At 70.2% G+C, this 26403-nt stretch carries 21 protein-coding genes; 11 read left to right on the top strand and 10 right to left on the bottom strand.

Annotated features, from left to right (window positions below; genetic code table 11):
* Positions 1-76 precede the first annotated feature (76 nt).
* Positions 77-1684 (top strand): purple acid phosphatase family protein, encoded by a 1608-nt coding sequence (locus ACIQNU_RS25690; RefSeq protein ID WP_401370712.1) that lies wholly within the window; start codon positions 77-79, stop codon positions 1682-1684.
* Positions 1685-1729: 45 nt separating this feature from the next.
* Here the strand turns inward: ACIQNU_RS25690 and ACIQNU_RS25685 are convergent, their stop codons facing one another.
* Positions 1730-1858 (bottom strand): hypothetical protein, encoded by a 129-nt coding sequence (locus ACIQNU_RS25685; protein ID WP_401370709.1) that lies wholly within the window; start codon positions 1856-1858, stop codon positions 1730-1732.
* Positions 1859-2217: 359 nt separating this feature from the next.
* Here ACIQNU_RS25685 and pgm point away from each other — a divergent pair, with 359 nt between their 5' ends.
* The 5 genes from pgm to ACIQNU_RS25660 all read left to right on the top strand — a co-directional run bounded on the left by pgm (position 2218) and on the right by ACIQNU_RS25660 (position 7805).
* Positions 2218-3858: a phosphoglucomutase (alpha-D-glucose-1,6-bisphosphate-dependent) gene (gene pgm / locus ACIQNU_RS25680; protein WP_401370706.1), complete on the top strand. Its 1641-nt coding sequence runs from the start codon at positions 2218-2220 to the stop codon at positions 3856-3858.
* Between the two features lie 249 nt (positions 3859-4107).
* Positions 4108-4644 (top strand): DUF4142 domain-containing protein, encoded by a 537-nt coding sequence (locus tag ACIQNU_RS25675; RefSeq protein ID WP_401370703.1) that lies wholly within the window; start codon positions 4108-4110, stop codon positions 4642-4644.
* A 130-nt stretch (positions 4645-4774) separates the two neighbouring features.
* Entirely contained in the window at positions 4775-5488 is a 714-nt protein-coding gene (locus ACIQNU_RS25670) for a CDP-alcohol phosphatidyltransferase family protein (RefSeq protein WP_401370700.1), read from the top strand.
* Positions 5485-6393: a phosphatidate cytidylyltransferase gene (locus tag ACIQNU_RS25665; RefSeq protein WP_401370697.1), complete on the top strand. Its 909-nt coding sequence runs from the start codon at positions 5485-5487 to the stop codon at positions 6391-6393. Before ACIQNU_RS25670 ends, ACIQNU_RS25665 begins: the two co-directional genes overlap by 4 nt.
* Positions 6394-6605: 212 nt before the next feature.
* On the top strand, positions 6606-7805 hold the full coding sequence (locus ACIQNU_RS25660) for a lysophospholipid acyltransferase family protein (RefSeq protein ID WP_401371128.1): 1200 nt from the start codon (positions 6606-6608) through the stop codon (positions 7803-7805).
* Here ACIQNU_RS25660 and ACIQNU_RS25655 read toward each other — a convergent pair.
* The gene (locus tag ACIQNU_RS25655; protein ID WP_401370694.1) at positions 7779-8333 is read right to left on the bottom strand and encodes a hypothetical protein; all 555 of its coding nucleotides are present in this window, start codon (positions 8331-8333) and stop codon (positions 7779-7781) included. The two genes, ACIQNU_RS25660 and ACIQNU_RS25655, sit on opposite strands and share 27 nt — an antisense overlap.
* On the opposite strand from ACIQNU_RS25655, the gene ACIQNU_RS25650 reads away from it, so the two are divergent.
* Positions 8332-9033: a nitroreductase family protein gene (locus ACIQNU_RS25650; RefSeq protein ID WP_401370691.1), complete on the top strand. Its 702-nt coding sequence runs from the start codon at positions 8332-8334 to the stop codon at positions 9031-9033. The genes ACIQNU_RS25655 and ACIQNU_RS25650 overlap by 2 nt on opposite strands.
* 110 nt (positions 9034-9143) lie before the next feature.
* Here ACIQNU_RS25650 and pruA read toward each other — a convergent pair whose 3' ends face one another.
* Together pruA and ACIQNU_RS25640 are read right to left on the bottom strand one after the other, a co-directional pair.
* On the bottom strand, positions 9144-10775 hold the full coding sequence (pruA, locus tag ACIQNU_RS25645) for an L-glutamate gamma-semialdehyde dehydrogenase (protein ID WP_401370689.1): 1632 nt from the start codon (positions 10773-10775) through the stop codon (positions 9144-9146).
* Positions 10776-10869: 94 nt separating this feature from the next.
* Positions 10870-11796 (bottom strand): proline dehydrogenase family protein, encoded by a 927-nt coding sequence (locus ACIQNU_RS25640; RefSeq protein ID WP_401370686.1) that lies wholly within the window; start codon positions 11794-11796, stop codon positions 10870-10872.
* A gap of 194 nt (positions 11797-11990) precedes the next feature.
* On the opposite strand from ACIQNU_RS25640, the gene ACIQNU_RS25635 reads away from it, so the two are divergent.
* Positions 11991-13205, top strand: a complete 1215-nt coding sequence (locus tag ACIQNU_RS25635; RefSeq protein WP_401370684.1) for a PucR family transcriptional regulator — start codon at positions 11991-11993, stop codon at positions 13203-13205.
* Positions 13206-13309: 104 nt separating this feature from the next.
* Positions 13310-14953 (top strand): polyprenyl diphosphate synthase, encoded by a 1644-nt coding sequence (gene uppS, locus ACIQNU_RS25630; RefSeq protein WP_401370681.1) that lies wholly within the window; start codon positions 13310-13312, stop codon positions 14951-14953.
* 6 nt (positions 14954-14959) lie between these two features.
* Here the strand turns inward: uppS and ACIQNU_RS25625 are convergent, their stop codons facing one another.
* Both ACIQNU_RS25625 and dnaE read right to left on the bottom strand, forming a co-directional pair.
* A complete protein-coding gene (locus ACIQNU_RS25625; RefSeq protein WP_401370678.1) occupies positions 14960-15613 on the bottom strand; it encodes a hypothetical protein in 654 nt (217 codons plus the stop codon).
* A gap of 149 nt (positions 15614-15762) precedes the next feature.
* Positions 15763-19299, bottom strand: coding sequence for a DNA polymerase III subunit alpha (gene dnaE / locus ACIQNU_RS25620; RefSeq protein WP_401370675.1), 3537 nt, complete (start codon positions 19297-19299; stop codon positions 15763-15765).
* 143 nt (positions 19300-19442) lie between these two features.
* On the opposite strand from dnaE, the gene ACIQNU_RS25615 reads away from it, so the two are divergent.
* A complete protein-coding gene (locus ACIQNU_RS25615; protein WP_401370673.1) occupies positions 19443-20387 on the top strand; it encodes a LysR family transcriptional regulator in 945 nt (314 codons plus the stop codon).
* An 11-nt stretch (positions 20388-20398) separates the two neighbouring features.
* Here the strand turns inward: ACIQNU_RS25615 and ACIQNU_RS25610 are convergent, their stop codons facing one another.
* Positions 20399-21022 carry a TetR/AcrR family transcriptional regulator gene (locus ACIQNU_RS25610; protein ID WP_401370671.1) on the bottom strand — a complete coding sequence of 208 codons (624 nt, stop codon included), beginning with the start codon at positions 21020-21022 and terminating at the stop codon, positions 20399-20401.
* Positions 21023-21134: 112 nt separating this feature from the next.
* On the opposite strand from ACIQNU_RS25610, the gene ACIQNU_RS25605 reads away from it, so the two are divergent.
* On the top strand, positions 21135-22739 hold the full coding sequence (locus ACIQNU_RS25605; protein WP_401370668.1) for an MFS transporter: 1605 nt from the start codon (positions 21135-21137) through the stop codon (positions 22737-22739).
* Between the two features lie 85 nt (positions 22740-22824).
* Here ACIQNU_RS25605 and serA read toward each other — a convergent pair whose 3' ends face one another.
* The 3 genes from serA to ilvN all read right to left on the bottom strand — a co-directional run bounded on the left by serA (position 22825) and on the right by ilvN (position 26383).
* On the bottom strand, positions 22825-24441 hold the full coding sequence (gene serA / locus ACIQNU_RS25600) for a phosphoglycerate dehydrogenase (RefSeq protein ID WP_401370665.1): 1617 nt from the start codon (positions 24439-24441) through the stop codon (positions 22825-22827).
* 248 nt (positions 24442-24689) lie between these two features.
* On the bottom strand, positions 24690-25688 hold the full coding sequence (gene ilvC / locus ACIQNU_RS25595) for a ketol-acid reductoisomerase (RefSeq protein ID WP_401370663.1): 999 nt from the start codon (positions 25686-25688) through the stop codon (positions 24690-24692).
* Between the two features lie 167 nt (positions 25689-25855).
* On the bottom strand, positions 25856-26383 hold the full coding sequence (ilvN, locus tag ACIQNU_RS25590; protein ID WP_401370659.1) for an acetolactate synthase small subunit: 528 nt from the start codon (positions 26381-26383) through the stop codon (positions 25856-25858).
* Positions 26384-26403: the final 20 nt, after the last annotated feature.

The raw sequence follows: 26403 nt of genomic DNA, 5'->3' as shown, positions 1-26403 counted from the left end.
CCGTCGACCGTCCCTTTGGCCTCCGTTCACCCGAACGTATGGCTCCCGTTCGAAGTTACTGGGAATTTCTAGGGTCATGGACACTCCGGACCTCGGTATTCCGAAGCGGCTCGCCGCCCGTATGAGCATGGCGGAGCAGCACGAGTATCTGCGGGCCAGGCTGGCGCGTCCCCGCACCGGGCCCTCCCGGCGGACCGCGCTCACCGGTGGTCTGGTGGCGGCGGGCGTGGTGGCGGGCAACGGGCTGCTGATCGGCTCGGGCACGGCGACCGCCGACCAGACCACCGCTCCGGCGACCGGGACCACCCCGGCGACCGGGCCCGCGGTGGACGGCTCGATGGTCGCGCCCTTCGCCCGCCATCTCGCGTTCGGCGCCGACCCGAAGACCCAGATGCGGGTGTCGTGGCAGGTGCCGTTCGCGGTGCAGCGGCCGTTCCTGCGGGTGGGTCTCCGGCCCTGGGAGCTGAGCCGCAAGGTGGCGGCGGAGGTACGGGCGCTGCACACGCCGTCCCTGACGAAGAAGCTGCCGGCGGTCGAGCAGCTCTATCTCCATGTGGCGCTCGACGGTCTGCGGCCGGGGACGACGTACTACTACGGCGTCGGCCACGACGGCTTCGACCCGGCGTCACCCGACCGGCTCGCCACGCTCGGCTCGTTCCGCACGGCTCCGGCCGCCCCCGAGACCTTCGTGTTCACGGCCTTCGGCGACCAGGGCGTGAGCTACGACGCGCTCGCCAACGACCAGGTGATCCTGGGGCAGAATCCGGCGTTCCATCTGCACGCGGGCGACATCTGCTACGCGGACACCACCGGGCACGGCAAGGAATCGGACACGTACGACGCGCGGGTGTGGGACCAGTTCCTCGCGCAGACGGAGTCGGTCGCGAAGTCGGTGCCGTGGATGGTGACGACGGGCAACCACGACATGGAGGCGTGGTACTCGCCGAACGGCTACGGCGGCCAGGCGGCCCGCTGGTCCCTCCCGGACAACGGCCCGGACCCGGAGAACGCCCCGGGGATCTACTCGTTCGTGTACGGCAATGTCGGCGTGGTGGCGCTCGACGCGAACGACGTGTCATACGAGATCCCCGCGAACAAGGGCTACACGAACGGCCGACAGACGGACTGGCTGGACCGGCGGCTCGGGGAGCTGCGGGCGGCACCGGGGGTGGACTTCGTGGTGGTGTTCTTCCACCACTGCGTGTACTCGACGTCGACGCACGCCTCGGACGGCGGAATGCGCGACGCGTGGCTGCCGCTGTTCACGAAACACCAGGTCGACCTGGTGATCAACGGCCACAACCATGTGTACGAGCGCACGGACGCCGTCAAGAACGGTGAGGTCGGCAGGCCCGTACCGATCGGCGCGTCGACGGATCCGACGCGCGACGGCATCGTCTACGTGACGGCGGGCGGCGCCGGCAAGGAGCTGTACGGCTTCGGGCCCGGCGTGAAGGACAGCTACGAGGGCAACGTCCACGACCACGACCACATCGTGAGCTTCCACTGGACGAAGGCACGGCTGCCGGACCCGGACGTGGTCGAGTGGTCGCGGGTGCGGTACACCGGGTTCTCGTTCCTCGCGGTCGAGGCGGTCGCGGGCCCGGGGGCGAAGCTGAAGGTCTCCGCGCTCGCCCAGAACGGGGAGCGCGTCGACCACTTCGAGATCAGGCGCGGATCGTAGGCGTTCGCTGGCGTGCGCTGTCGTGCGGGTCGGCGGCTGCGCGGCTCAGTGGCCGGTCGCGCCGCCGTTGTCCCTGCGGTCGAGGGCGCGCTGGAGCGCGGCGGCTGCCGCCTTGCGCTCGGACTCGCTCGACGGGGAGCGGTGACGGACTCGGCGGACGGTCGTCTCGGCCATGATGATCGACTCCTTGGCATCCGGGAGTGCGGTGTGGGGTGTGCGAGACGCCGGAAGGGCGGGGGAGCACGGGCCGCAGGGGTCACCTGCCTAGGGCTCCGGCTCGCCACCGCATTCGCTGGATCGAGCGATACGTTCGGCTCCTACCACGCTAAGCGAGGACAGCTCATCTGTCTCTACAGTTAGTCGGACTTCCTACTATCTGAGACGGGCTTCGCGTCGTCCCAGGTCAGCCAGGTGCCCCGGAGCAGGGTCGGCCGCAGGGCGCGCGAACGCGCCAAGTCGATCGCCGAGGGCGGCCGGGGGCCGCGAAGATGGGTCCCGGACGATCGAAGCAAACGATCCGGAGGAGTGGGCAGATGGCGCACGAACGAGCGGGGCAGCCGGCGCAGCCCGGCGATCTCATCGATGTCGCCCGGCTGGTGACCGCGTACTACGCACTGCGCCCCGACCCGGGCGAGCCGGGTCAGCGCGTCGCGTTCGGGACGTCGGGGCACCGCGGGTCGTCACTCGCCACGGCGTTCAACGAGGACCACATCGCCGCGACCAGTCAGGCGATCTGCGAGTACCGGGCGGGGCAGGGCATCACCGGGCCGCTCTTCCTCGGCGCCGACACGCACGCCCTGTCGGAGCCCGCCCGGGTGACGGCCGTGGAGGTGTTCGCCGCCAACGACGTGACCGTGCTCATCGACACCGACGACGGCTACACCCCCACGCCCGCCGTGTCGCACGCGATCGTCACGCACAACCGCGGCCGTACCGCGGCCCTCGCCGACGGTGTCGTGGTCACGCCGTCCCACAATCCGCCCGCCGACGGCGGTTTCAAGTACAACCCGCCCAGCGGCGGCCCGGCAGGCTCTGACGCGACCGGGTGGATCCAGGACCGCGCCAACGAGATCATCGCGAACGCCCTCAAGGACGTGAGCAGGCTCCCGTACACCCGCGCCCTGGCCGCGGCGACCACCGGGCGGTACGACTTCCTCGGCAGCTATGTGGCGGACCTTCCGGCCGTCCTCGACCTGGACGCGGTGCGCGCCGCCGGGGTGCGGATCGGCGCGGATCCGCTGGGCGGCGCGTCGGTCGCGTACTGGGGCCGGATCGCCGAGCAGCACCGGCTCGATCTGACGGTGGTCAATCCGCTGACGGACCCCACCTGGCGGTTCATGACGCTGGACTGGGACGGCAAGATCCGGATGGACTGCTCGTCGCCGTACGCGATGGCCTCGCTGATCGACCGGCGCGACGAGTACCAAATCGCCACCGGCAACGACGCGGACGCCGACCGGCACGGCATCGTCACGCCGGACGCCGGGCTGATGAACCCCAACCACTATCTCGCCGCCGCCATCGCGTACCTCTACGCCCACCGCGCGCACTGGCCGGCCGGGGCGGGTGTCGGCAAGACGCTGGTGTCGTCCGGGATGATCGACCGGGTCGCCGCCGATCTGGGCCGTGACCTGGTCGAAGTGCCCGTCGGCTTCAAGTGGTTCGTGGCCGGGCTTGCCGACGGGACGCTCGGCTTCGGCGGCGAGGAGTCGGCCGGGGCGTCCTTCCTGCGGCGCGACGGATCGGTGTGGACCACCGACAAGGACGGCATCATCATGGCGCTGCTCGCCTCCGAGATCCTGGCGGTCACCGGGAAGACGCCGTCCGAGCACTACGCGGCGCTCACCGCCCGTTTCGGGGCGCCCGCCTATGCCCGTATCGACGCGCCCGCGACGCCGGCCGAGAAGGCGGTGCTCGCCCGGCTCTCGCCCGAGCAGATCACCGCCGACACCCTCGCGGGCGAGCCGGTCACCTCGGTGCTCACCGAGGCTCCCGGCAACGGCGCGCCCATCGGCGGCATCAAGGTGACCACCGAGAACGCGTGGTTCGCGGCGCGCCCCTCGGGCACCGAGGACGTCTACAAGATCTACGCCGAGTCCTTCCTGGGCCCGGACCATCTCGGCCGCGTCCAGGAGGAGGCGAAGGGGGTCGTCGCCGCGGCACTCGGCGGCTGATCCGCACGGCAGCAGCGCACGGACACGAGCGGGCGGACACGAGCGGACAGACACGAACGGCAGACACGAGCGGGCAGACATGAGCGAACAAGACACGCCAGGCATTCGCGTGACATTTCCGTAATGGTGTGACTACTCCGCGTGGCGAGGGAAGGCATCAGAACCGGTACACCGATTCGCGTGACCATTCACCGACCGGTCTGACGCCGACCTTCGCGCGCCCCAGACCGGGCGAAGGGAGTAACGCAAATGATTGCTGTGCGACGCCTCGCCGCCGCTGCCGTGCTGGCGGCTCTGACCGGCATATCCGTGCCCACCACCGCCACGGCGGCCCCGGCCCCCGCCCCGGCCACCACTGACGCACCCTTCCTGCGGGCGATTCATCAGGGCAACATGGCCGAGATCGCCGCAGGTCTGGAGGCGGGCAAGTCCGCCACGAAGGCTTGTGTGAAGACGGTCGGCGCCACGCTGGTGACCGACCACAGGAAGCTCGACGTCGCCGTTGTGGCGCTGGCCAAGAAACTCCACGTCACCCTGCCCGCCTCGGTCTCCCGGGCGCAGAAGAAGGCGGCGGCCGACATCCAGGCGAAGGCGGGCAAGCGCGGGTACAACGCCGCCTGGCTGGCCAACGAGGCCACCGGACACGTACAGACCCTCGCGCTGATCGACCGCGAGCTGAAGTCGGGCGCCAACAGCGAGGTCAAGGCAGCCGCCAAGACGGCCCGCCCCATCGTGGCGCACCACCTGGAAATCATCCGCGCCTGCCAGGGGACCAAGCGTTCCTGATCCCCGGTCCGTTGCCCGTGAGGCCGGCGGGGTGCGCGGTGAGCGGGACGGCACCCGCACTCCGTACTCATGAGTAAGGTGAGTACGCGCGCCGATTTCACGCCGTTCGTGCGGCGGCAGAGTCCTCCCCATGAACGGCCTCTACGCTCTCAAGCCCTGGTACGCGGACCGGTTGTCCGGTGCGCGGGCCGCGCTCGCCCGTCACGGTGTGTCGCCCGACACGCTGACCGTGGCGGGCGTGGCATGTGCCGCCGGCGCCGCCGCGGCCCTCGCCTGGCTGCCCGCGCCGCTCGCCGCACTGCCCGTCGGCGTGCTGCTCGCCGCCCGGCTCGCCTTCGCCAATCTGGACGGCGCCCTGGCCCGGGACACCGGACGCACCACCCGCCGCGGCTCCGTACTCAACGAACTCGGCGACCGCGCCGCCGACCTGGTGGTCCTCGCGGGCTTCCTGCCGCTGGCCCCGCTGTGGCTGGTGCTGCTGGCCGCGCTCGGCGCGACGCTGCCCTCGTGGGTCTCGCTCGCGGGCGCGGCGGCCGGCGCCCCGCGCCGCAACGGCGGCCCGGTCGGCAAGACGGAACGCTGTCTGCTGATCGTGGTCGCCGCGGTGTCCGGCTGGGCGGTGCCGGTGCTGTGGATCGTCGCGGTGGGGTCCGCGGTGACGGCGGTCGTACGGCTGGGGTGGCTGTGGCGGGTGCTGGGGACCCCACGGCAGGTCGAGGTGGCTGACGTGGTCCAGGAGGCCGACGTGGTGCACGCGCGCGTGGCCGACGGGGACGGCACGCACGGCGTCGTCCACGCGCGCGTGCGGGGCGGCGCAGGGCCGGAAGGGCGGGGCGGCCGATGAGCGCGGGCGGCGGGTTTCTGATGGGCGGCGGGTTTCCGGTGGGCGGCGGGTTCCTGGCGGGTGAGGTCGCGGCGGGCCGGGCGGCGGCCGTGGTCGCCGTGGTGCTCGGCGCGGGCGGCATCGCGGTCGCCACACTGCCGTCCCGGGTACGGATGCGGGCCGAACTGCGGCGCCGCTGGCGGACCTGGGCGCTGGCCGCACCGGTGTTCCTCGGGGCGCTCTTCCTGGGCCACGGGGGCGCGTTCGCGCTGGCGGCCGGGCTCGGCGCGGTCGCGGTCGGCGAGTACGCGCGCATGGTGGCACTTCCCCGGGCCGAGCGGGCGGTCCTGTACGGCGCGGCGGTCGCCGTACCGGCCCTCGCGTGGGCGGCGCCCGGCGCGCTCGGACTCCCCTTCCTGGGCGGCCTGTTCCTGGTCGGCGCGCTGGCCGCGCTGGTGTCGGGGGACGCCGAACAGGGCTTCACGCGCGCGTGCCGCACGGTCTTCGGGCTCGTCTGGATCCCGGTGTCCCTGAGCGGTCTCGTCCTGCTCGGCGACACGGCCCTGGCGGTCGGGATCGCGGTGGCGTTCGGCGACGTCGGCGCCTGGTGCGGCGGTACGGCCCTGGGCCGCAAGGGGCCGCTCGCGAGGCCGCTGTCGCCGCTCTCGCCGAACAAGACCTGGGCGGGCGTCCTGGGCGCGGCCCTGGCGACGGCCGGCGCGCTCGCCGCCGTCGGATCGTTCACGCCGGTGCTGTGGGCGACGGTCCTCGTCGGCTGCGTACTCGGCGACCTCCTGGAGTCCATGGTCAAGCGCGAGGCGGGCGTCAAGGACGCGGGCACCTGGCTCCCCGGCTTCGGCGGCCTCCTGGACCGCGTCGACTCCCTGCTGATCGCACTTCTGCTGACGATGGTGGTGACTCTGTGAGAGCGATATCCGTACGTACGGGGACGAGTTCGGGGACGAGTTCGGGGAGAGGGAGGCGGCGAAGGTCGGGCGCGGGGCGGCAGAGGCGGCGGGCAGGGCACGTGTACGCCTGCGCGGCCCCCGGGCCCGGGGCGCACCGGGTGCTGCGCGCCGCGTACCGCGAGGAGCGGGACGCCCGGCGGGCCGTCCGCGCGGAGGAGCGGGACGCGCGGATCACGCGGCGGCGAGGGACGGCCGGGAACGGTCCGGAACGGCGCGGCGCCGGGCCCCTGTTGCGGCGGGCCCTGTGGTGGTGCCTGCTCACCCTCACCGGCGGAGTCTCACGGCGCGGACACCTGCCGCCCGGCGGCTGCGTGGTGGTCGCCAACCACTCCTCGCACGCCGACACGGCCGCCCTCCTCGCGGCGCTCGACGCCCGGCACGCACCGACGATCGGCGCCGCCGCCGACTACTGGTTCGCCTCGCCGTGGCGTCGCCGGATCTGCCGGCGCCTGGCGGCCGGCTTCCCGGTGCGCCGTACCGGCGGCGGTACGGATGACCTGCTCGCCCGCGCCGCCGAGCTGCGGGCCGGACGGGCGGTGGTCCTCTTCCCGGAGGGCACCCGCGCGCGGGACGGCGAAGTGGGCACCTTCCACCGGGGCGCCCTGCTGCTCGCGGCCCACGCGCGCGTACCGGTCGTCCCGGTCGGTATCGCGGGCACGGCCCGCCTGCTGCCGAAGCACGGTCGGCTGCGCCCCTCGCTGGTACGCGTCCGTATCGGCGACGCGCTGCCGTACACGGCGACTCCGGAGGAGGCGCGCGACGCGGTGGCCGCGCTCCACGCGCGGACGGTCGCCGAGCCTCTGCGCGACTCGGCCGTACGCAAGCGGGTGGCTGCCGTGGTCGCCTCGCGCTGGGGCCTGCCGCTGGCCTTCGCGTGGGCGTGCGCGGAGGCGCTGAGCTGGCCGCTGATGCCGGAACTCCTGCTGGCCGCCGCGTGCGTGGCGGTCCCGAGGCAGGCGCTGCGGCTGTCCCTGACAGCGCTCGCGGGCAGCCTCGCCGGCGGCCTGCTCGCCCTGCACCTGGCCGCGTCGGGCGTCGACCTGCCCGCACCGCTCACTACGGACCGTATGCGCGCGGAGGTACGCCGGGAACTGGCCGTCGAGTCCGCGTCGGCCGTCCGCCACCAGCCGTGGAACGGCATCCCGTTCAAGGTGTACGCGAAGGAGGCGGGCCGCGCCGGAGTGCCCGCGCCGGACTGGCTGGCGCAGTCGGCGGCGTCCCGTGGCGCGCGCACCCTGACGGTCGGCCTCGCGTGCGGCGCGACCGGCTTCCTGCTGCACCGGCTGCGCCGCCACTACGGACGCTATCTGCTGCTGCTGACCACCGGGTTCACGGCGGGCCTGTCACTGATCGTCGCGGGCTGGTCCTGACCGGGCCGACAGGGACACAGCGCGCAGGAAGGCCCCGGCGGACGGCTCGATCCGCAGCCCTCGGGCCCCGTCCGTCCCCAACGCCCGTAGCACCTCGTCCTGTTCATGCCCGAAGAGGTCGACCCCGAGCCGGACCACAGGGACGGCCGCCGGGTCGAGCGGCGCGTCGACGGCACGGGCCAGCCGCACATGGTCCAGGCCGCCCCGGCTCGGGTCGTCACCGTTCCCGTCACCGCCACCGTCCGCGCCCCACGCCGTGACCTCGATGCCCCACACCTCGGCCCACAGACCCCACCGCGCCCGGCACACCCACATCTCCCGTACGTCGGCGATCGTCGCCACCGCCCAGCGGGCCTCGCGCTCCCCCATGCCGAAGCGGAGCGCACCCGCGCCGAACGGCAGCAAGAGCCCGCCACCGGGCAGGAGTTCGAAGCCGGAGGACGTCACGCGCCGCCAAGGCCAGATCGGGTCCTCGGGCGGATCGGGACTCTCGCCGATGTCAGTGGCGCCCGGCACACTCGATGGCATGACTGAGACCGCGGAGCGCTGGACCCCGACCCATGGCGAGCCGTACCGCCCGGTGCCGTACCGCCCGGCGCGTACGCCCGCTGACGAATCCCTGGCGCGCGCCGCCGAGTTGCGGGCGCGGATGGGGCTGCGCAGGACGGTGCGGCAGTTCGCGCCGGACCCGGTGCCGCTGGACGTGGTGCGGGACGCCATCGCCTGCGCGGCGACCGCGCCGTCCGGCGCGCACCAGCAGCCCTGGACGTTCGTCCTGGTCCAGGACCCGGAGATCCGGCGCGCGATCCGCGAGGCCGCCGAGCACGAGGAGCGTGTCTCCTACGACGGACGGCTCGGCGAGGAGTGGCTGGAGGCGCTGCGCCCGCTCGGCACGGACGAGATCAAGCCGCATCTCACGGACGCGCCCGCGCTGATCGTCGTCTTCCAACAGCGGTACTGGCTGGGCGACGACGGCACGAAACACAAGCACTACTACGTGGACGAGTCGGTCGGCATAGCCGTCGGCATGCTGCTCACGGCCCTGCATCTGTCGGGGATGGCGGCCCTGGTGCACACCCCGAGCCCGATGCGTTTCCTGCGCGAGGTGCTGGACCGCCCGGAGAACGAGAAGGCGTTCGCCGTCATCCCGGTCGGCCACCCGGCGCCCGACTGCCAGGTCCCCGACCTCGTACGCAAATCCCTGGACCAGGTACTGGTGGAGATCTGACGGAACGCGGGACGCGAACCCGCGGCGCGATGGAGACCGCCCCCGCGCTCGGCTGGGGGGCCAAGGGCGGGGGCGGTGCCTGAGGGAGGGCGTCAGCCCATCTGGGGAGGTCAGCCCATGTGCGGGTACGTGTAGTCGGTCGGCGGCACCAGGGTCTCCTTGATCGCCCGGGTCAGCGTCCACCGCATCAGGTTCTGCGGGGCGCCCGCCTTGTCGTTGGTGCCGGAGGCCCGGCCGCCGCCGAAGGGCTGCTGACCGACCACGGCACCGGTCGACTTGTCGTTGATGTAGAAGTTGCCGGCCGCGTAGCGGAGCTTGGCCATGGTGTGCGCCGTGGCGGCCCGGTCACCGGAGATGACGGACCCGGTGAGCGCGTAGTCCGACACGGACTCCATCTGCTCCAGCATCTCGTCGTAGCGCGCGTCCTCGTACACGTACACCGCGAGGAACGGCCCGAAGTACTCCGTCGTGAAGACCTCGTTGGCAGGGTCGGAGCACGCGACGACGGTCGGGCGGACGAAGTAGCCGACCGAGTCGTCGTAGCTGCCGCCCGCGACGATCGTGCAGGTGTCGTCGGCCCTGGCCCGGTCGATGGCGGCCTTGTTCTTGGCGAAGGCACGCTCATCGATGACGGCGCCCATGAAGTGCGACAGGTCGGTGACGGCGCCCATGGTCAGCCCGTCGACCTCGGCCGCGAACTCCTCCTTGAAGCCGGAGTTCCAGATCGAGGCGGGGATGTACGCGCGCGAGGTGGCCGAGCACTTCTGGCCCTGGTACTCGAACGCGCCGCGCGTGAGGGCGGTCTTCAGGATCGCGCGGTCGGCGCTCGGGTGCGCGACGACGAAGTCCTTGCCGCCGGTCTCGCCGACCATCCGCGGGTACGTGCGGTACTTGGTGATGTTCTCGCCGACGGTCTTCCACAAGTACTGGAAGGTCTTCGTGGAACCGGTGAAGTGGATGCCCGCGAGGTCGCGGTGGGCGAGGGCGACCTCGGAGACCGCGATGCCGTCGCCGGTCACCAGGTTGATGACGCCCTTGGGCAGGCCCGCCTCCTCCAGGAGCCGCATCAGCAGCACGGCGGCGTGCGTCTGCGTCGGGGACGGCTTCCACACCACGACATTGCCCATGAGAGCGGGTGCGGTGGGCAGATTGCCCGCGATGGCGGTGAAGTTGAAGGGCGTGATCGCGTAGACGAAGCCTTCGAGGGGGCGGTGGTCGAGGCGGTTCCACACGCCCGGCGAGTTGGCCGGGGGCTGCTCGGCCAGCAGGTCGCGGGCGTACTTGACGTTGAAGCGCCAGAAGTCGACCAGTTCGCAGGGGCAGTCGATCTCGGCCTGCTGCGCGGTCTTGGACTGGCCGAGCATGGTCGACGCGGCCAGCGTCTCGCGCCAGGGCCCGGCGAGCAGGTCGGCGGCGCGCAGGATGATCGCGGCGCGGTCGTCGAAGGACATCGCGCGCCACGCGGGGGCGGCGGCGAGCGCGGCGTCGATCGCGTCGCGGGCGTCCTGCTGGGTCGCGTTGCGGTAGGTGCCGATGACCGACTTGTGGTCGTGCGGCTGGACGACCTGGAAGGCGTCACCGCCGCCCATCCGCCGCTCACCGCCGATGGTCATCGGCAGGTCGACGGGGTTCTCCGCCAACTCCTTGAGCTTGGTCTCCAGCCGGACGCGCTCCGGGGAGCCGGGGGCGTAGCCGTGCACCGGCTCGTTGACCGGCGCGGGGACCTGGGTCACAGCGTCCATGGTGTCCGTTGTCTCCTTCAGAGGGTCGGGGAGAGGGGGCGGGGGCGGGGAACTCGGCGGTGCTGAGCCACGCTCAACCCTTGGTGAACCACGCTCAGCCCTTGGTGAGCACGGAACGGGCGAAGAAGAGCAGGTTGGCCGGCTTCTCCGCGAGACGGCGCATGAAATAGCCGTACCAGTCGGTGCCGTACGCGGTGTAGACGCGCATCCGGTGCCCCTCGGCGGCGAGCCGCAGATGCTCCTCGCCGCGGATCCCGTACAGCATCTGAAACTCGTACTCGTCCAGTTTGCGCCCCGCGCGGTGGGCGAGTTCCTGGGCGATGGAGATGAGGCGCGGGTCGTGGGACCCGATCATCGGGTACCCGTCGCCCCGCATCAGGATGCGCAGCACCCGTACGTACGCCTTGTCGATCTCGGCCTTGTCCTGATACGCGACGGACGCGGGCTCCTTGTAGGCGCCCTTCACGATCCGTACCCGGCTGCCCGCGTCGGCGAGGCGGCGGGCGTCGGCCTCGGTGCGGAACAGGTACGCCTGGATGACGCAGCCGGTCTGCGGGAAGTCGCGTCGCAGCTCCTCGTGGATGGCGAACATCGAGTCGAGCGTGGTGTGGTCCTCGGCGTCCAGGGTGACCGTGGTGCCGATCGCGGCGGCGGCCTCGACTACCGGGCGGACATTGGCGAGCGCCAGCTCGTGGCCGCCGTCGAGCGCCTGGCCGAACAGCGACAGCTTCACGGACATCTCGGCGCGGGTGCCGAGGTCGAGGGCGCCCAGGTGCTCGATCAGCTCCAGATAGGCGTCCCGGGCGGCGGTCGCCTGCTCCGGTGCGGTGATGTCCTCGCCGACCACGTCGAGGGTGACCTCCAGGCCGCGCGCGGCGGCTTCCTGGACGATCGGGACGACCTGCTCGACCGTCTCGCCCGCGATGAAGCGGTCGACGACCCGCTTGGTGCCCGGCGCCGCCGACACGAAACGGCGCATCCGGTCGCTGCGCGACGCGGCGAGGATCACGGGACCCAGCACGGGGCACCTCCACGGAGAGTACGGACAAGCCGCCGACCCGAGGCGTTCAGCACATCCGTGAACGGTCCGGGTACGGCAAGGAGAACCACCGTGAAACCTAAGGATCGCTCCGATCCTCGGCCATCGACAGCTGTCACGCATCCGTGGCCCGTAACTCAGACAGATGTCTGAAGAAGGTGCGCGGGTGGCGGAGAATGAACCCTGTGAAGGGCGACTACCAGGAACTGGTCGACGAGATCTCGGCGCTGCTCGGCGCCCCCGCGACGCTGGAGAACCGCGACTTCGGGCTGATCGCGTTCGGGGCGCACGACAGCGACGACGACTCCGCGATGGACCCGGTCAGGACCCGTTCGATCCTGACGCGCCGCTCGACGGCGGCGGTGCGGTCCTGGTTCGAGGGGTTCGGCATCGCCCGCGCCACGGGCCCGGTACGGATCCCGCCGACGCCGGAGGCAGGTGTGTACCGGGGCAGGATCTGTCTCCCGGTACGCCATCGGGGTGTCGTACTCGGCTATGTGTGGCTGCTGGACGACGAGCCGGGGCGCGGCGGGCCAGGGCGCGACGATTCGTGGCGCACGGACGAGCAGCTGACGGCGGCGATGGAGGTGGCCGCGCGGATCGGGGCGCTCCTCGCCGACGAGGCGCAGGCGGGCGCGGATCTGACGCGGGAGTTCCGGGCGGTGCTCACGGCGGAGCGGGGCTGGCAGCAGGACATGGCGCTGGCGGCGCTGCGCACGGCGCTCGGCCCGCGCGGCGACGGAACGCACGGGGGCGACGGGCTGCACGTGGTCGTGTGCGTGGCGCCGTGGCCGTCGGCCGACCCGGACGACGCGCCGTCCGCCCGTACGCTGCCGGGCGCGGCGGCCCTGTGCACGGTGCCGTGGGGGGCGGCCGGGCAGGGCCTCGCGGTCCTGGTGCGGCTGCGCTCGGCGGACGTACGGGCTCCGGCGCTGGCGGTGGCGTCCCGGCTGCGCGAGTCGGCGCGGGCGAAGGGCGGAGCCGCTTCGGCGGGCGTCGCGGCGCCCCGGCGGGAGCTGGGTGAGCTGGGCGCGGCGTGGCAGGAGGCGTCGGCGGCGGCGCGCGCCGCGCTGGCGGAGCCCCGGTTCGCGCCGGTCGCGGAGTGGTCGGCGATCGGCCCGTACCGGCTGCTCGCCTCGCTGCCGCCGGACGCGGCCCAGGACGCGGCGGTACGGGAGCTGCTGGCCCCGGCGCACCGGGAGCTGGCGCGGACGGCCGAGGTGTACCTCGACTGCGCGGGCCAGGCGGGCCGCACGGCCGCCGAACTGGGCATCCACCGCCAGACCCTCTACTACCGGCTGTCCCGCGTGGAGCAGTTGACGGGCCTGGACCTGGACGACGGCGAGGACCGGCTGCTGCTGCACATGTCCTTGAAGGCGGCGCGGCTGTAGGCGGGGGCTTTCCGTGGTCCGTACGGGGGCCCGGCACCGGGCGGTCGGCGCTTCGTTAGGGACGGTGGCGGTCCCGCCGCGCGTTACGTCAGGGGAGGTACGGAATGTCAGGGAGCGAAGCGCCGTTCGCCGACTCGCCCGAGCTGTCCGCGTCCTACGAGGTGTGCGCGGCGGAGATCAGGGAGTTCCTGATGCCGATGTGGCGGGCGACCGAGGTACTGCCCACCGCGATCCGCCCCCACGTCCTGGCCGTCAACGGCTTCACGGTACGCAGCGACCGCATCGCCGACGAGGGCGGAACGCCACGGGTCCGCCAGGAACGGTTCGCCCGATGGCGTCAGGACACCCTCGCCGAGTTGCGCGCGGGGCGCAGCGGGCATCCGCTGCGGCGGGCGTTCCTGGACACGGTGTGGCGGTGGGAGATCGACCCCGCGCTGGTCGAGGAGTTCCTCGACACGATGCGGGCCGACTGCGCGTCGCCGCCCGCCTTCGAGACGTTCGCGGACCAGCGGCGCTACACGCGGGGCATCTCGGGGACCACCATCGAGATGGTGGTGTCGCTGCTCGACATGAGCGGACCGGAGGCGAAGGTACCGGCCTCGGTCCTGGGCGAGGTGTGCCAGGTGGTGGACATCTTCGAGGACCTGCCCGCCGACCTCGCCGCCGGGCGCTGCTATCTGCCGCGCGCCGACCTGCGGCATCTGGGCCTTGAGGTCGCCGATCTGCGGCGCGGTGTACGGCTCGGTGAACGTCTCGGTGAACGGCTCGGCGCACTGGACGAATTGGTGGACATCCAGCTCGGGCGGTGGCGTGACCTGCTGGAGCAGGCGATGCCGGTGGCCGGGCTGGTGAGCCCCGAGTGCCGGCCGTTCCTGCACACGATGCTGCTGGGCGCGTGGATGCAGTACGACGAGGCCGCGCTCCGCAGGTCCCGGGTCTTCGCCGACGGCATGGAACCGCTGACGTCGACCGGTGCGGCGCGGCGCCGCCCGCCCTGGCCGGTGGCGGGCGCCGTACCGGGCCATGTCGGCGTGATCATGGACGGCAACCGGCGGTGGGCCGCACGGCGGACCCTGCCGGTCTCGCGCGGCCATCAGGCGGGCGAGCTGGCCGCGATGCGCCTGGTCAACGCCTCGCTGCGGCTGGGGGTCCGGCACCTGAGCATCTACGCGTTCTCCACGGAGAACTGGGACCGGTCCCAGGAGGAGCTGGCCGCCCTGTTCGACACCATGGCCGACGGGATCGCCCGGGGCACCGAGTGGCTGCACGAGCTGGGCGTGCGGGTGCGCTGGTGCGGACGGCGTGACCGGGTCGATCCGTCGCTGGCCTCGGTCCTGACCCTGGTGGAGAGCCTGACCTCGCACAACGACGCGCTGTCGCTGACCTTGTGCGTCGACTACGGCGGCCGGGACGAACTCACCGACGCGGCCCGCGCGTTGGCCGCCGAGGTGGCCGCGGGGACGATCCGGCCGGAGGAGATCGGCCCCGCGGACCTGGCCCGGCACCTGTACGCGCCCGGCCTTCCCGACATCGATCTGCTGATCCGCACCTCCGGTGAACAGCGCATCAGCAACTTCCTGCCCTGGCATCTCGCCTACGCCGAGCTGTTCTTCGACCCGACGCCCTGGCCCGACTTCGGCCTGGCACAGCTCCGGGAGGCGATCACCGCGTACGCGGGTCGGCGGCGGACCTTCGGGGGCGGCCTTCCCGGTCCGGCCCGCCCGGTGGAGCCGACACCTACTCCATGAGCCGCCTTACGACGGCTTCGGCGGGGTGTACACGCCCTCGGCGGTGACGTACGCGAGCACCGTGTCGGCGGTGAAAGCGGACGCGGACGCGCCGAGGGTGGCCGTGTACACCGCGAGCGCCTCGGGCGTGGCGTGCAGCGGCACCTTGTCGATCCGGACCTTCAGCGGCTTGCCCACGGCGGCGGTGCCGGTGGTCAGCGAGCCCTCGGACACCGCGCAGCGGAACACCGAGCGGTGTCCGAGGTCGACGCCGTTGAGTACGCACTTCCCCGACGCCAAACCGTCCTTGAGGACGCTCTGCAAGTTGACGACCTGGGCGTTCCCCTTGGGCGTGCGGACGGTGATCCCGCCGTCGAGTACACCGTCGCCCGAGGCTTTCGCCGGGTTCGCCAGTGAGGGGTCGCCCTGGCCCGACCGTACGGGGAACCGCACCGCCGTACCGCCGCCGTCCTTGACCAGCTCGGCCGGGGCGACCGCCTCGACCACGGCTTCCCACCGGTCCAGCTCCGCCTGGACCTGGGTGGTCCAGCGGACCTCGACCCAGGCATCGGAGATCGTGCCCCACTTCTCGTCCGCGGCGGCGGACGCCGTCCCCGTGAACTGGGCCAGCAAAGGCGCGGTCAAGGCCGCGCCCAGAACAGTTCGGCGATTCGCAGTCATGGGATGCCCACCATCCTTCCTCGGGGCCGCGCCGCGCGACCCGAGGGGAATCATCGGGCCGCCGGGTTTCCCCGTCCGCCGAACCGACCCCGGTGACACACGGAAGGAGGACGGACCGCGTCGCCAGGTGTAACTCGGGAAATGCCGGTTCACGGTGCCCGGGTGACGGCTACGGCGGCCTTGAGGTCGGCCCAGAATTCGGGGCGGACGCTGATCCGGTGACCGAGGCGGTAGACAGTCGTACGGGTACGCCCGCGCACCCTCAGATGGACTTCGGCGGCGCCCGGATGCGCCAGCAGGATGTCCTTGAGCTGCCGGATCGACCGGGGCGTGACCTGCGCTTCCCCCATGTCGAGCCGCACGGGCGCGCCCGCACGCGCACCGCTCACATCGGGGACCTGCATCTCCATGGCGACGAGCCGGGGCACGTCCTCGCGCTTGTCGAGCCGGCCCTTCACGAACACGACCGCGTCCTCGACGAGTTGCGTCGACACCAACTGATACGTCGCCGGGAAGAACATGCACTCGATGGAGCCCGCCAGATCCTCCACCGTGGCGATGGCCCACGCATTGCCCTGCTTGGTCATCTTCCGCTGAAGCCCCGAAATGATCCCGCCGATCATGACCACGCAACCATCCGCATAATCACCCCCGGTCAACTGCCCGATTCCCGCGTCCGCCTTGTCGGACAGCACATGTTCCAGACCGAACAGCGGATGGTCGGAGACATACAGGCCGAGCATTTCGCGCTCCTGCGCGAGGAGATACGTCTTCTCCCACTCGTCCTCGGTGAATTCGACATCGAGCCCGAACCCCGGCTCACCGTCCGCCTCGTCGCCCGCACCGCCGAACAGGTCGAACTGACCCTCGGCCTCCTTGCGCTTGACCTGCACCACATTGTCGATCATCGGCTCGTACTGCGCGGTCAGACCCTTACGGGTGTGCCCCATCGTGTCGAACGCACCCGCCTTGATCAAGGACTCCGTCGTGCGCTTGTTGCACACGACCGCCTCCACCTTGTCGAGATAGTCCGGGAACGACGCGTACTTCCCCTTCGCCTTACGGGACTTGATGATCGACTCGACCACGTTCGTACCGACATTCCGCACCGCCGACAGACCGAACAGGATCACGTCGTCACCCTGCGCCGCGAAGTTCGCCATCGACTCGTTCACATCCGGCGGCAACACCTTGATCCCCATACGCCGGCACTCGTTCAGATAAACAGCCGACTTGTCCTTGTCGTCGCGTACGGAGGTGAGGAGCGCGGCCATGTATGCGGCGGGGTGGTTGGCCTTGAGGTAGGCGGTCCAGTACGAGACGAGGGCGTAGGCGGCGGCATGCGCCTTGTTGAAGGCGTATCCGGCGAAGGGGACCAGGACGTCCCACACGGCCTGGATCGCCTCGTCGGAGTAGCCGCGCTCCCGGCAGCCGGCCCGAAAGGGGATGAACTCCTTGTCGAGGACTTCTTTCTTCTTCTTTCCCATGGCCCGGCGCAGCAGGTCGGCTTGGCCGAGCGAGTATCCGGCGAGAATCTGGGCGGCCTTCTGCACCTGCTCCTGATAGACGATCAGGCCGTAGGTGAGCGACAGAACTTCGTGCAGCGGGGTGGCCAACTCGGGGTGGATGGGGGTGATCTCCTGCTGACCCGTTTTCCGCAGGGCGTAGTTCGTGTGCGAGTTCATGGCCATGGGGCCCGGCCGGTACAGGGCGGTGACGGCGGTGATGTCCTCGAACTGGTCCGGTTTCATGAGCCGGAAGAGGGATCGCATGGCGTTTCCGTCGAACTGGAAGACACCGAGCGTGTCACCGCGCCCGAGCAGTGCGAAGGTCGCCTCATCATCGAGCGGAAGGCCGAGAAGATCGATGCCGACGCCCTTGTTGGACTTCACCATTTTGACGGCGTCATCCATGATGGTGAGGTTCCGCAGGCCCAGGAAGTCCATCTTCAGCAGACCGAGCGACTCGCACTGCGGATAGTCCCACTGCGTGATGGTGACGCCATCGCTGTGCCGCACCCACACCGGAACATGCTCGGTAATGGTCTCGCTGGACATGATCACGCCGGCCGCGTGCACACCCATCTGCCGCACCAGACCCTCGACACCTTTGGCGGTGTCGATGACCTTCTTCACATCGGGTTCGCTCTCATACATCGCCCGCACCTCACCCGCCTCGCCATAGCGGGGATGCGCCGGATCGGTGATGCCGTTGAGGTCGATGCCTTTACCGCCGAGATCGGCGGGCATGGCTTTGGTGATGCGGTCGCCCATCGCATACGGATATCCGAGGACACGCGCGGAGTCCTTGATGGCGTTCTTCGCCTTGATGGTGCCGTACGTCCCGATCATGGCGACCTTGTCGGCGCCGTACTTCTCGGTCACGTACCGGATCACTTCGACGCGCCTGCGCTCGTCGAAATCGATGTCGACATCGGGCATCGAGACGCGCTCGGGATTGAGGAACCGCTCGAAGATCAGACCGTGTTCGAGGGGGTCGAGGTCGGTGATGCCGACGGCGTACGACACCAGGGAACCGGCGGCGGAGCCGCGCCCGGGGCCGACCGCGATGCCCTGCTTCTTGGCCCACATGATGAAGTCGGCGACCACGAGGAAGTAGCCCGGGAACCCCATCTGGATGATGATGTCCAACTCGTACTCGACCTGCTTCTGATACGCCTCGCCCCACCCTCCGGGAAACCGTCGCCGCATCCCCCGGAACACCTCCTCCTGGAACCAGGTGACTTCGGTGAAGCCGTCCGGGATGTCGAACTTCGGCATCAGGTTCCGCGACTCGAACATGCCCGACGTATCGACCTGTTCCGCCACCAGGAGCGTGTTCGCACACCCCTCCTGCCAGGCATCCGACGCGTCGACCGCGTACATCTCGTCCGTCGACTTCAGGTAATAACCCGTACCGTCGAACTTGAACCGGTCCGGATCCGACAGGTTCTTGCCCGTCTGGATGCACAGCAGCGCGTCATGCGCCGTCGCCTCATGCGCATACGTGTAATGCGAGTCATTGGTGACCAGCGGCGGAATCCCGAGCTTCTTGCCGACACGGAGCAGGTCGTCCCGGACCCTGCGCTCGATGTCGATGCCGTGGTCCATCAGCTCCAGGAAATACCGGTCCTTGCCGAAGATGTCCTGATAGTCGGCGGCGGCCTTCACGGCCTCGTCGAACTGGCCGAGCCGCAACCGGGTCTGAAGCTCACCCGAAGGGCACCCCGTCGACGCGATCAGCCCCTCGGACCACTGCGCGATGGTCTCCTTGTCCATCCGCGGCCACTTCTGCAACCAGCCCTCGGCATACGCGTCCGACGACAACCGGAACAGATTGTGCAGACCCTTGCTGTTCGCCGCCCAGATCGTTTTATGCGTGTACCCACCCGAACCGGACACGTCGTCCCGCTTCTGATGCGGCTGCCCCCACTGGATCTTCCGCTTGTTGCGCCGCGACTCCGGCGCCACATACGCCTCGATCCCGATGATCGGCGTCACCCCCGCCTTCTTCGCCGTATGGAAGAAGTCGTACGCCCCGTGCAGATTGCCGTGGTCGCTCATGGCGATATGGGACATGCCCATCTCCTTGCACGCCTTGAACATGTCCTTCAGCCGCGCGGCACCGTCCAGCAGCGAGTACTGGGTGTGGACATGCAGATGAGTGAAAGTACGAAGCGCTGCCACAGCCGGCTCCCCTATCAGCTTGCACAACCACCCTTTGTCGGAGACCACATCCAATCCGGAGAAATCCCAGCGAATCAAACAACAAAAGAAGCAACTCAACAACCACTGGTTGTTGCGGGAGCCTCGGGTGATAGCGTCCCCGGATGAACCTGGAGTCCGTGCGCGCGTTTGTCGCCGTGGCCGAGGAGGGGCAGTTCCGGCACGCCGCCGGGCGCCTCGGGGTGAGCCAACAGGCGGTGTCGAAACGGATCGCGGCGCTCGAATCCGCCCTGGGCGTACCGCTGTTCACGCGCCTGCCCACGGGCGCGGCCCTGACAGCGGACGGGCGGACCTTCCTGCCGCACGCCCGAGCGGTCCTGGTCGCGGTCCGCCAGGCCGTCGAGTCCGTACAGCGCGAGACCCGCCCCCTGCGCGTGCACGTATTGGGCAGCGGCCTGGCGCCGGCGGCCCTGCTGAAGGATTTCCACGAGGAGAATCCGGACGTGCCGCTGGAAATCCTTCTGCTGTCCGGAGTGGACGCGGCGGTACGGGCGCTGCTCGACGGTGAGATCGACGCGGCGTACGCCTATCTGCGCGAGCCGGTACGCGACATCGACCCGCGTCTGGACGGAACTCTCGCCCATCTGGAGGACTTCGAGATCATTACAGGCACCCGGCACCCCCTGGCCGAGGCGAAATCCGTGACGCTCGCCGAACTCACTCCCTATACGGCATGGGTGCCGGGCATTGTCGAAGGCAGTGAATGGGGCGATTTCTACGGTGAGTTGGCGGACGACTTCTCACTCACCATCGATGCGACAGGCCCGGATTTCGGCATGGAATCCCTCCTGGACCGGATCGGGGCGTCGCGTTCCCTGGTGACGTTCTACGGGGACCGGACCACCGTCGCCTGGCTCCGGCACCGGTCCCTGAAACGCGTTCCGCTCACCGCCCCGACACCCGCGTACCCCTGGTCCCTGATCTGGCACGCGAACAACCACCACCCGGGCCTGCGCGACCTGATCAGGCACACGCACGAGCACGCCCCGCACCCCGCCGCCGGAACCGACCGATGGCTACCGCGCCCGGCACGCCCCGACCTTCTATGACGCCGAGCGCCCTATGACGTCGGGCGCACCGCCGGCGGATGCTCGCTCGCCTCGCTCGCCGCGCCGGCCACCCTTCGGAACCCCTCCGTCAGACGTTCGGCTGTCGTCGCCGAGTCGTGGTCGAAGAGCCACTGGACCACGAGGCCGTTGAGGAGCGTCTGATAGAAGCGGCCCTCCGTGTCGACGGTCTCGGCGTCGAGGTCGGATTCGGAACGGCCGTTGAAGAGCGGGATGAGCCCCTTGCGGCCCTCGCCCTGCACGCCCGCGACCACTTCCCGCACCCCAGGCATCCGGTCACTGAGCAGGACGAACTCCAGGTTGAGCGCCCAGATGCCCCGGGCCTCGGGGAACGTCCTGATCACCTGCTCCCACACCTCCTGGAACCGCTCGAACGACCCCGCCGGAGCCATGTTCGTGCCGCCGTCCAGGAACTGCTCACTGAAGGCGTCCCCGACGTCCTCGACCAGGCCGATGAACGCCTGGGCCACCAGTGCGTCCTTCGAGCCGTAGTGGTAGCCGATGGACGCCAGATTCGTACCGGACTCCTTGACGATGTCGCGCGCCGTCGTCCGCATGAACCCCTTCTCCAGCAGGCAGCGCTTGGCACCCTCCAGCAGATCCTCACGATGTCCCATGCGATGCACCCTACCCAACAGTCCATACAGACGTCTCAGACACACGTCCTACACAACCGTCCTATACGCCCGTTCTATACAAGCGTTTAAGACGCCTGTACGGTCCCATGCCATGACCCCATCCCGTACTCCCGCACCTCCTCCGCCCGACACCGACAGCACCCGCGCCGGACGTAAGGAATGGACCGCCCTGGTGGTCCTGATGCTGCCGCTGATGCTCGTCTCCATGGACGTCTCGGTCCTCTACTTCGCGGTCCCGGCGATCACCGCCGATCTGGAGCCCAGCGGCACCGAACAGCTCTGGATCTTCGACATCTACGCGTTCGTACTCGCCGGGCTCCTGATGACCATGGGCTCGCTGGGCGACCGCATCGGCCGCCGCAGACTCCTGCTGATCGGCGCGGTCGCGTTCGGCGCCGCCTCCGCCTGCGCCGCGTACGCGGGCAGCTCCGAGATGCTGATCGCGGCCCGCGCGCTCCTCGGTATCGGCGGCGCGACGCTGATGCCCTCGACCATGGCGCTGGTCCGGAACATGTTCCGGGACGCGGGCCAGCGCGCGAAGGCGATCGGGATCTGGTCCGCCGTGATGACGGGCGGCGTCGCACTCGGCTCGGTGCTGAGCGGTGTCCTCGTCGAACACTTCTGGTGGGGCTCGGTCTTCCTGATCAACCTGCCCGCGATGGTGCTCCTGCTGATCCTTGCGCCGCTGCTGATCCCGGAGTTCAAGAACCCGGAGCCGGGCCGCTTCGACCTGCTGAGCGTGCCCTTGTCGATGGCCGCCGTGCTGCCCGTCGTCTACGGCCTCAAGGAGATCCCCTCACAGGGCTTCCGCACCTCCTACGTGGTCTCCCTCGCCGTCGGACTCGGCTTCGCGGCCCTGTTCGTGCACCGCCAGCGGACCATCGCGTCCCCGCTGATCCCGCCGGCCCTGTTCCGCGGCCGTGGCTTCGGCCCCGCCGTCGCACTCAACCTGATCGCGTCCTTCGGAATGATGGGCTCCGCGTTCTTCACCACCCAGTACCTCCAGTCGGTGCTGGGCAAGAGCGCCATGGAGGCGGCGCTCTGGGCGCTGCTCCCCTCGGTCCTGATCGGCGCCACCGCTCCCGTGGCGACCGGTCTGGTGCAACGGGGCGTACCCCGTTCCCAGGTGGTGGCCTGCGGTTTCGTCCTCGCGGCGGGTGGCTACGGGATGCTCGCGGCGGCCGGTACGGATTCGATGTGGCTGGTACTCGCCGGTGTCGGCATCCTGGCGGCCGGAATCGTCACGGTGATGTCCCAGATGACGGACCTCGCGCTGGGCGCCGCTCCCCCGCAGCGGGCGGGCGCGGCGGCTTCCCTGCTGGAGACGGGCCAGGAGTTCGGCGGCGCCCTGGGTATGGCGGTACTCGGCTCCATCGGCACGGCGGTCTACCGCCACGAGGTCACCGACAAGGCTCCCCCGGGCCTGCCCGCCGAGGCCCACGAAACCCTGGGCGGAGCCCTGGCCATAGCCGCCCGCCTCCCCACCGACACGGCGGAAGCCCTGACAACAGCGGCCCGCACGGCCTTCACGGACGGCATGAGAACGGCATCACTGGCAGCGGCCGTGATCCTGCTCCTGGCGGCGGCGTCAGCGGCGAGATATTCCAGCCCGTCTGCGGCGGGAAATTCCAGCCCGCCGACGCCGCGAAAAACCAGCCCGTCAGCGGCGCAAAAATCCAGCCCGTCCGGCGTTTGAGGACGAGCCCGAAGGGCGAAACCGGGGTCCGGGGCGCAGCCCCGCGTCGGCGCCCAAGGCCCCGGTCACCTCGAATCAGGTCAGATCACGTCAGGTCGACCGCGCGAGCGGACGTCGCCCCGATCTCCTCGGCCACCTCCGCCAAAACCCCCTGCGGCACAGTGTCATCCACCGTAAGAACCGCCAAAGCCTCGCCGCCGGCAACCGCACGGGACACCTGCATCCCCGCGATGTTGATCCCGGCCTCCCCGAGGACCCGGCCGACCGCTCCGACGACGCCGGGGCGGTCCCCGTACCGCAGAACGACCATGTGGTCGGCGAGCGCCAGATCGATGTCGTGGTCGCCGATCGCGACGATCTTCTGGTGGTGCTTGGGACCGGCGAGCGTCCCGGAGACGGCGACCTCCTCCCCGCCCGAAAGGGTGCCGCGCACGGTGACGACATTGCGGTGGTCGGGCGACTCGCTGGACGTGGTCAGCCGGACCTCGACGCCCCGCTCCTGCGCGAACAGCGGAGCGTTGACGTACGACACGGTCTCGTCGACGACGTCCTCGAACACGCCCTTGAGCGCGCTGAGTTCGAGCACCTTGACGTCGTGCTGGGTGATCTCGCCGTACACCTCGACGTCGAGGCGGACCGCGACCTCGCCCGCGAGGGCGGTGAAGATGCGGCCGAGGCGCTCGGCCAGCGGCAGTCCGGGCTTGACGTCCTGGGCGATGACCCCGCCCTGGACGTTGACGGCGTCCGGGACCAGCTCACCGGCGAGGGCGAGCCGTACGGAACGGGCGACCGCGATGCCCGCCTTCTCCTGCGCCTCGTCGGTGGAGGCGCCGAGGTGCGGGGTGCACACGACCTGGTCGAACTGGAACAGCGGGGAGTCCGTACAGGGCTCCTTCGCGTACACGTCGAGACCGGCCCCGGCGACGCGGCCCTCCTTGAGCGCCGAGTACAGCGCCTCCTCGTCGACGATGCCCCCGCGCGCGGCGTTCACGATCCGCACCGACGGCTTGACCTTGTGCAGGGCGTCGTCGCCGATGAGACCGAGGGTCTCGGGGGTCTTCGGGAGGTGCACGGTGATGAAGTCGGAGACTTCGAGCAGCTCGTCCAGGGAGAGGACCTTCACGCCCATCTGCGCGGCTCGCGCGGGCTGTACATACGGGTCGTAGGCGACGACCTTCATGCCGAAGGCGGACATCCGCTGGGCGACGAGGGCGCCGATGCGGCCGAGGCCGACGACACCGAGGGTCTTCTCGGCCAGCTCGACACCGGTGTACTTGGACCGCTTCCACTCGCCGTTCTTCAGCGCGGAGTTCGCCTGGGGGATGTTGCGCGCGGTGGCGAGGAGCAGACCGCAGGCCAGCTCGGCGGCGGTGACGATGTTCGAGGTGGGGGCGTTGACGACCATCACGCCGGCCTTGGTGGCGGAGGAGACGTCGACGTTGTCGAGGCCGACGCCCGCGCGCGCGACGACCTTCAGCTTCCGGGCGGCGGCGACCGCCTCGGCGTCGACCTTGGTGGCCGAACGGATCAGGATCGCGTCGACATCGGCGATGGCGGGCAGCAGCTCGGCCCGGTCGGCGCCGTTGCAGTGGCGGATCTCGAAGTCCGGGCCCAGGGCGTCGACGGTCGCGGGTGACAGCTCTTCAGCGATGAGTACGACGGGTTTGGCAGCAGTGCTCACGTGAGTCCTCACAAGTCCCATTGCGGACGGCCGTCCCGACGGCCGCAGGCGGTGGAGGGGTGCTAGCCGCGTGGAAGACGCACGACACTGTGGGCCTGACGCGTATGTGCTGAGCAGTCGTATGTGCTGAGCAGTCTAGTAGCGGAAAGGGTGACGCTCTCCGCCTCGGCGGAAGGATCACCCGTCCGTGGCTGGACACGGTGGCCAAGACGGCCACCTGCCCGTCCACGAGGTGAGGGCCGCCCCCCGGGGAGCGGCCCTCTGTCGTGTCAGTCCTTGTCGTCGACCCAGCTCATCAGCTTGCGGAGCTTCTTGCCGGTGGTCTCCAGGAGGTGGTCCTCGTCGGCCTTCTTGTACTCGTTGTACTTCGGCAGACCGGCCTCGTACTCCTTCATCCAGTTGTTGGCGAAGGTGCCGTCCTGGATCTCGCCGAGGACCTTCTTCATCTCGGCCTTGGTGGTGTCCGTGATGATGCGGGGGCCGGTGACGTAGTCGCCCCACTCGGCGGTCTCGGAGATCGACCAGCGCATCTTCTCCAGGCCGCCCTCGTACATGAGGTCCACGATCAGCTTCAGCTCGTGGAGGCACTCGAAGTACGCGATCTCGGGCTGGTAGCCCGCCTCGACCAGGGTCTCGAAACCGGCCTTGACCAGGGCGGACGCACCGCCGCAGAGGACGGCCTGCTCACCGAACAGGTCGGTCTCGGTCTCCTCCGTGAAGGTCGTCTTGATGACGCCGGCGCGGGTGCCGCCGATGCCCTTCGCGTACGAGAGGGCCAGCGCGAAGGCGTTGCCGGTCGCGTCCTGCTCGACGGCCACGATGCACGGGACGCCGCGGCCTTCCTCGTACTGGCGGCGCACGAGGTGACCCGGGCCCTTCGGCGCGACCATGCACACGTCGACGCCCGCCGGGGGCTTGATGAAGCCGAAGCGGATGTTGAAGCCATGGCCGAAGAACAGCGCGTCGCCGTCCTTCAGGTGGTCCTTGATGGACTCCTCGTAGACCTTCCCCTGGATGGGGTCGGGGACGAGGATCATGATGACGTCGGCCTCGGCGGCGGCCTCGGCCGGGGTCACCACGCGCAGGCCCTGCTCCTCGGCCTTGGCCTTGGACTTGGAGCCCTCGTGCAGACCGACCCGGACGTCGACGCCGGAGTCACGCAGCGACAGCGCGTGGGCGTGGCCCTGGCTTCCGTAGCCGATGACCGCGACCTTGCGGCCCTGGATGATGGACAGGTCGGCGTCGTCGTCGTAGAACAGCTCGGCCACTTGGATCTCTCCTAGGTTTGTTGCGTTTTTCCGCCGTGTTGCTGATGCGTCCCACCGTACGGCGGACGGGGAAAGGGACGTTTCGGAGTCTCGGAATGCGGGCGCGCGCGACGGGTGTGCGCGCCCCCTGGTCCTCCGCGCGCGGCAGCCCGCGCGCGGAGGGGTGGTCAGGCGCTGCGGTCGAGTGCCCGCAGGCTGCGGTCCGTGATGGAGCGGGCGCCGCGGCCGATGGCGATGGTGCCGGACTGCACCAGCTCCTTGATGCCGAAGGGCTCCAGCATCTTGAGCATCGCCTCCAGCTTGTCGCTGGATCCGGTGGCCTCGATCGTGACGGCCTCGGGTGAGACGTCGACGGTCTTGGCGCGGAACAGCTGGACGATCTCGACGATCTGGGAGCGCGTCTCGTTGTCGGCGCGGACCTTCACCAGAACGAGTTCACGCTGTACGGCGGAGTCCTGCTCCAGTTCGACGATCTTCAGGACGTTGACGAGCTTGTTGAGCTGCTTCGTGACCTGTTCGAGCGGGAGGTCCTCGACGTTCACGACGATGGTGATGCGTGAGATGTCGGGGTGCTCGGTGACACCGACGGCGAGTGAGTCGATGTTGAAACCGCGGCGGGAGAACAGTGCGGCGATCCGGGCGAGGATACCGGGCGTGTTCTGGACCAGGACGGAGAGCGTGTGCTTGGAGGACATGTCTGGGTGGCTCTCTTTCG

It is taken from the genome of Streptomyces sp. NPDC091292 (assembly GCF_044757265.1).
In the GTDB taxonomy this organism is placed as follows: domain Bacteria; phylum Actinomycetota; class Actinomycetes; order Streptomycetales; family Streptomycetaceae; genus Streptomyces.
The sequence above is the reverse complement of the archived record's forward strand: the minus strand, read 5'-3'. Positions and strand labels throughout refer to the sequence as shown.

Bases quoted from the DNA above. Each gene is read 5' to 3' on its own strand.
- ACIQNU_RS25665 (WP_401370697.1), top strand. From the start codon at position 5,485: ATGAGCGCGGGCGGCGGGTTTCTGATGGGCGGCGGGTTTCCGGTGGGC.
- ACIQNU_RS25675 (WP_401370703.1), top strand. From the start codon at position 4,108: ATGATTGCTGTGCGACGCCTCGCCGCCGCTGCCGTGCTGGCGGCTCTG.
- ACIQNU_RS25610 (WP_401370671.1), bottom strand. From the start codon at position 21,022: ATGGGACATCGTGAGGATCTGCTGGAGGGTGCCAAGCGCTGCCTGCTG.
- pgm (WP_401370706.1), top strand. From the start codon at position 2,218: ATGGCGCACGAACGAGCGGGGCAGCCGGCGCAGCCCGGCGATCTCATC.
- ACIQNU_RS25670 (WP_401370700.1), top strand. From the start codon at position 4,775: ATGAACGGCCTCTACGCTCTCAAGCCCTGGTACGCGGACCGGTTGTCC.
- ACIQNU_RS25615 (WP_401370673.1), top strand. From the start codon at position 19,443: ATGAACCTGGAGTCCGTGCGCGCGTTTGTCGCCGTGGCCGAGGAGGGG.
- pruA (WP_401370689.1), bottom strand. From the start codon at position 10,775: ATGGACGCTGTGACCCAGGTCCCCGCGCCGGTCAACGAGCCGGTGCAC.
- ilvN (WP_401370659.1), bottom strand. From the start codon at position 26,383: ATGTCCTCCAAGCACACGCTCTCCGTCCTGGTCCAGAACACGCCCGGT.
- ACIQNU_RS25685 (WP_401370709.1), bottom strand. From the start codon at position 1,858: ATGGCCGAGACGACCGTCCGCCGAGTCCGTCACCGCTCCCCGTCGAGC.
- ACIQNU_RS25655 (WP_401370694.1), bottom strand. From the start codon at position 8,333: ATGCCATCGAGTGTGCCGGGCGCCACTGACATCGGCGAGAGTCCCGAT.
- ACIQNU_RS25690 (WP_401370712.1), top strand. From the start codon at position 77: ATGGACACTCCGGACCTCGGTATTCCGAAGCGGCTCGCCGCCCGTATG.
- serA (WP_401370665.1), bottom strand. From the start codon at position 24,441: ATGGGACTTGTGAGGACTCACGTGAGCACTGCTGCCAAACCCGTCGTA.
- uppS (WP_401370681.1), top strand. From the start codon at position 13,310: ATGTCAGGGAGCGAAGCGCCGTTCGCCGACTCGCCCGAGCTGTCCGCG.
- ACIQNU_RS25650 (WP_401370691.1), top strand. From the start codon at position 8,332: ATGACTGAGACCGCGGAGCGCTGGACCCCGACCCATGGCGAGCCGTAC.
- ACIQNU_RS25625 (WP_401370678.1), bottom strand. From the start codon at position 15,613: ATGACTGCGAATCGCCGAACTGTTCTGGGCGCGGCCTTGACCGCGCCT.
- ACIQNU_RS25605 (WP_401370668.1), top strand. From the start codon at position 21,135: ATGACCCCATCCCGTACTCCCGCACCTCCTCCGCCCGACACCGACAGC.
- ACIQNU_RS25635 (WP_401370684.1), top strand. From the start codon at position 11,991: ATGAACCCTGTGAAGGGCGACTACCAGGAACTGGTCGACGAGATCTCG.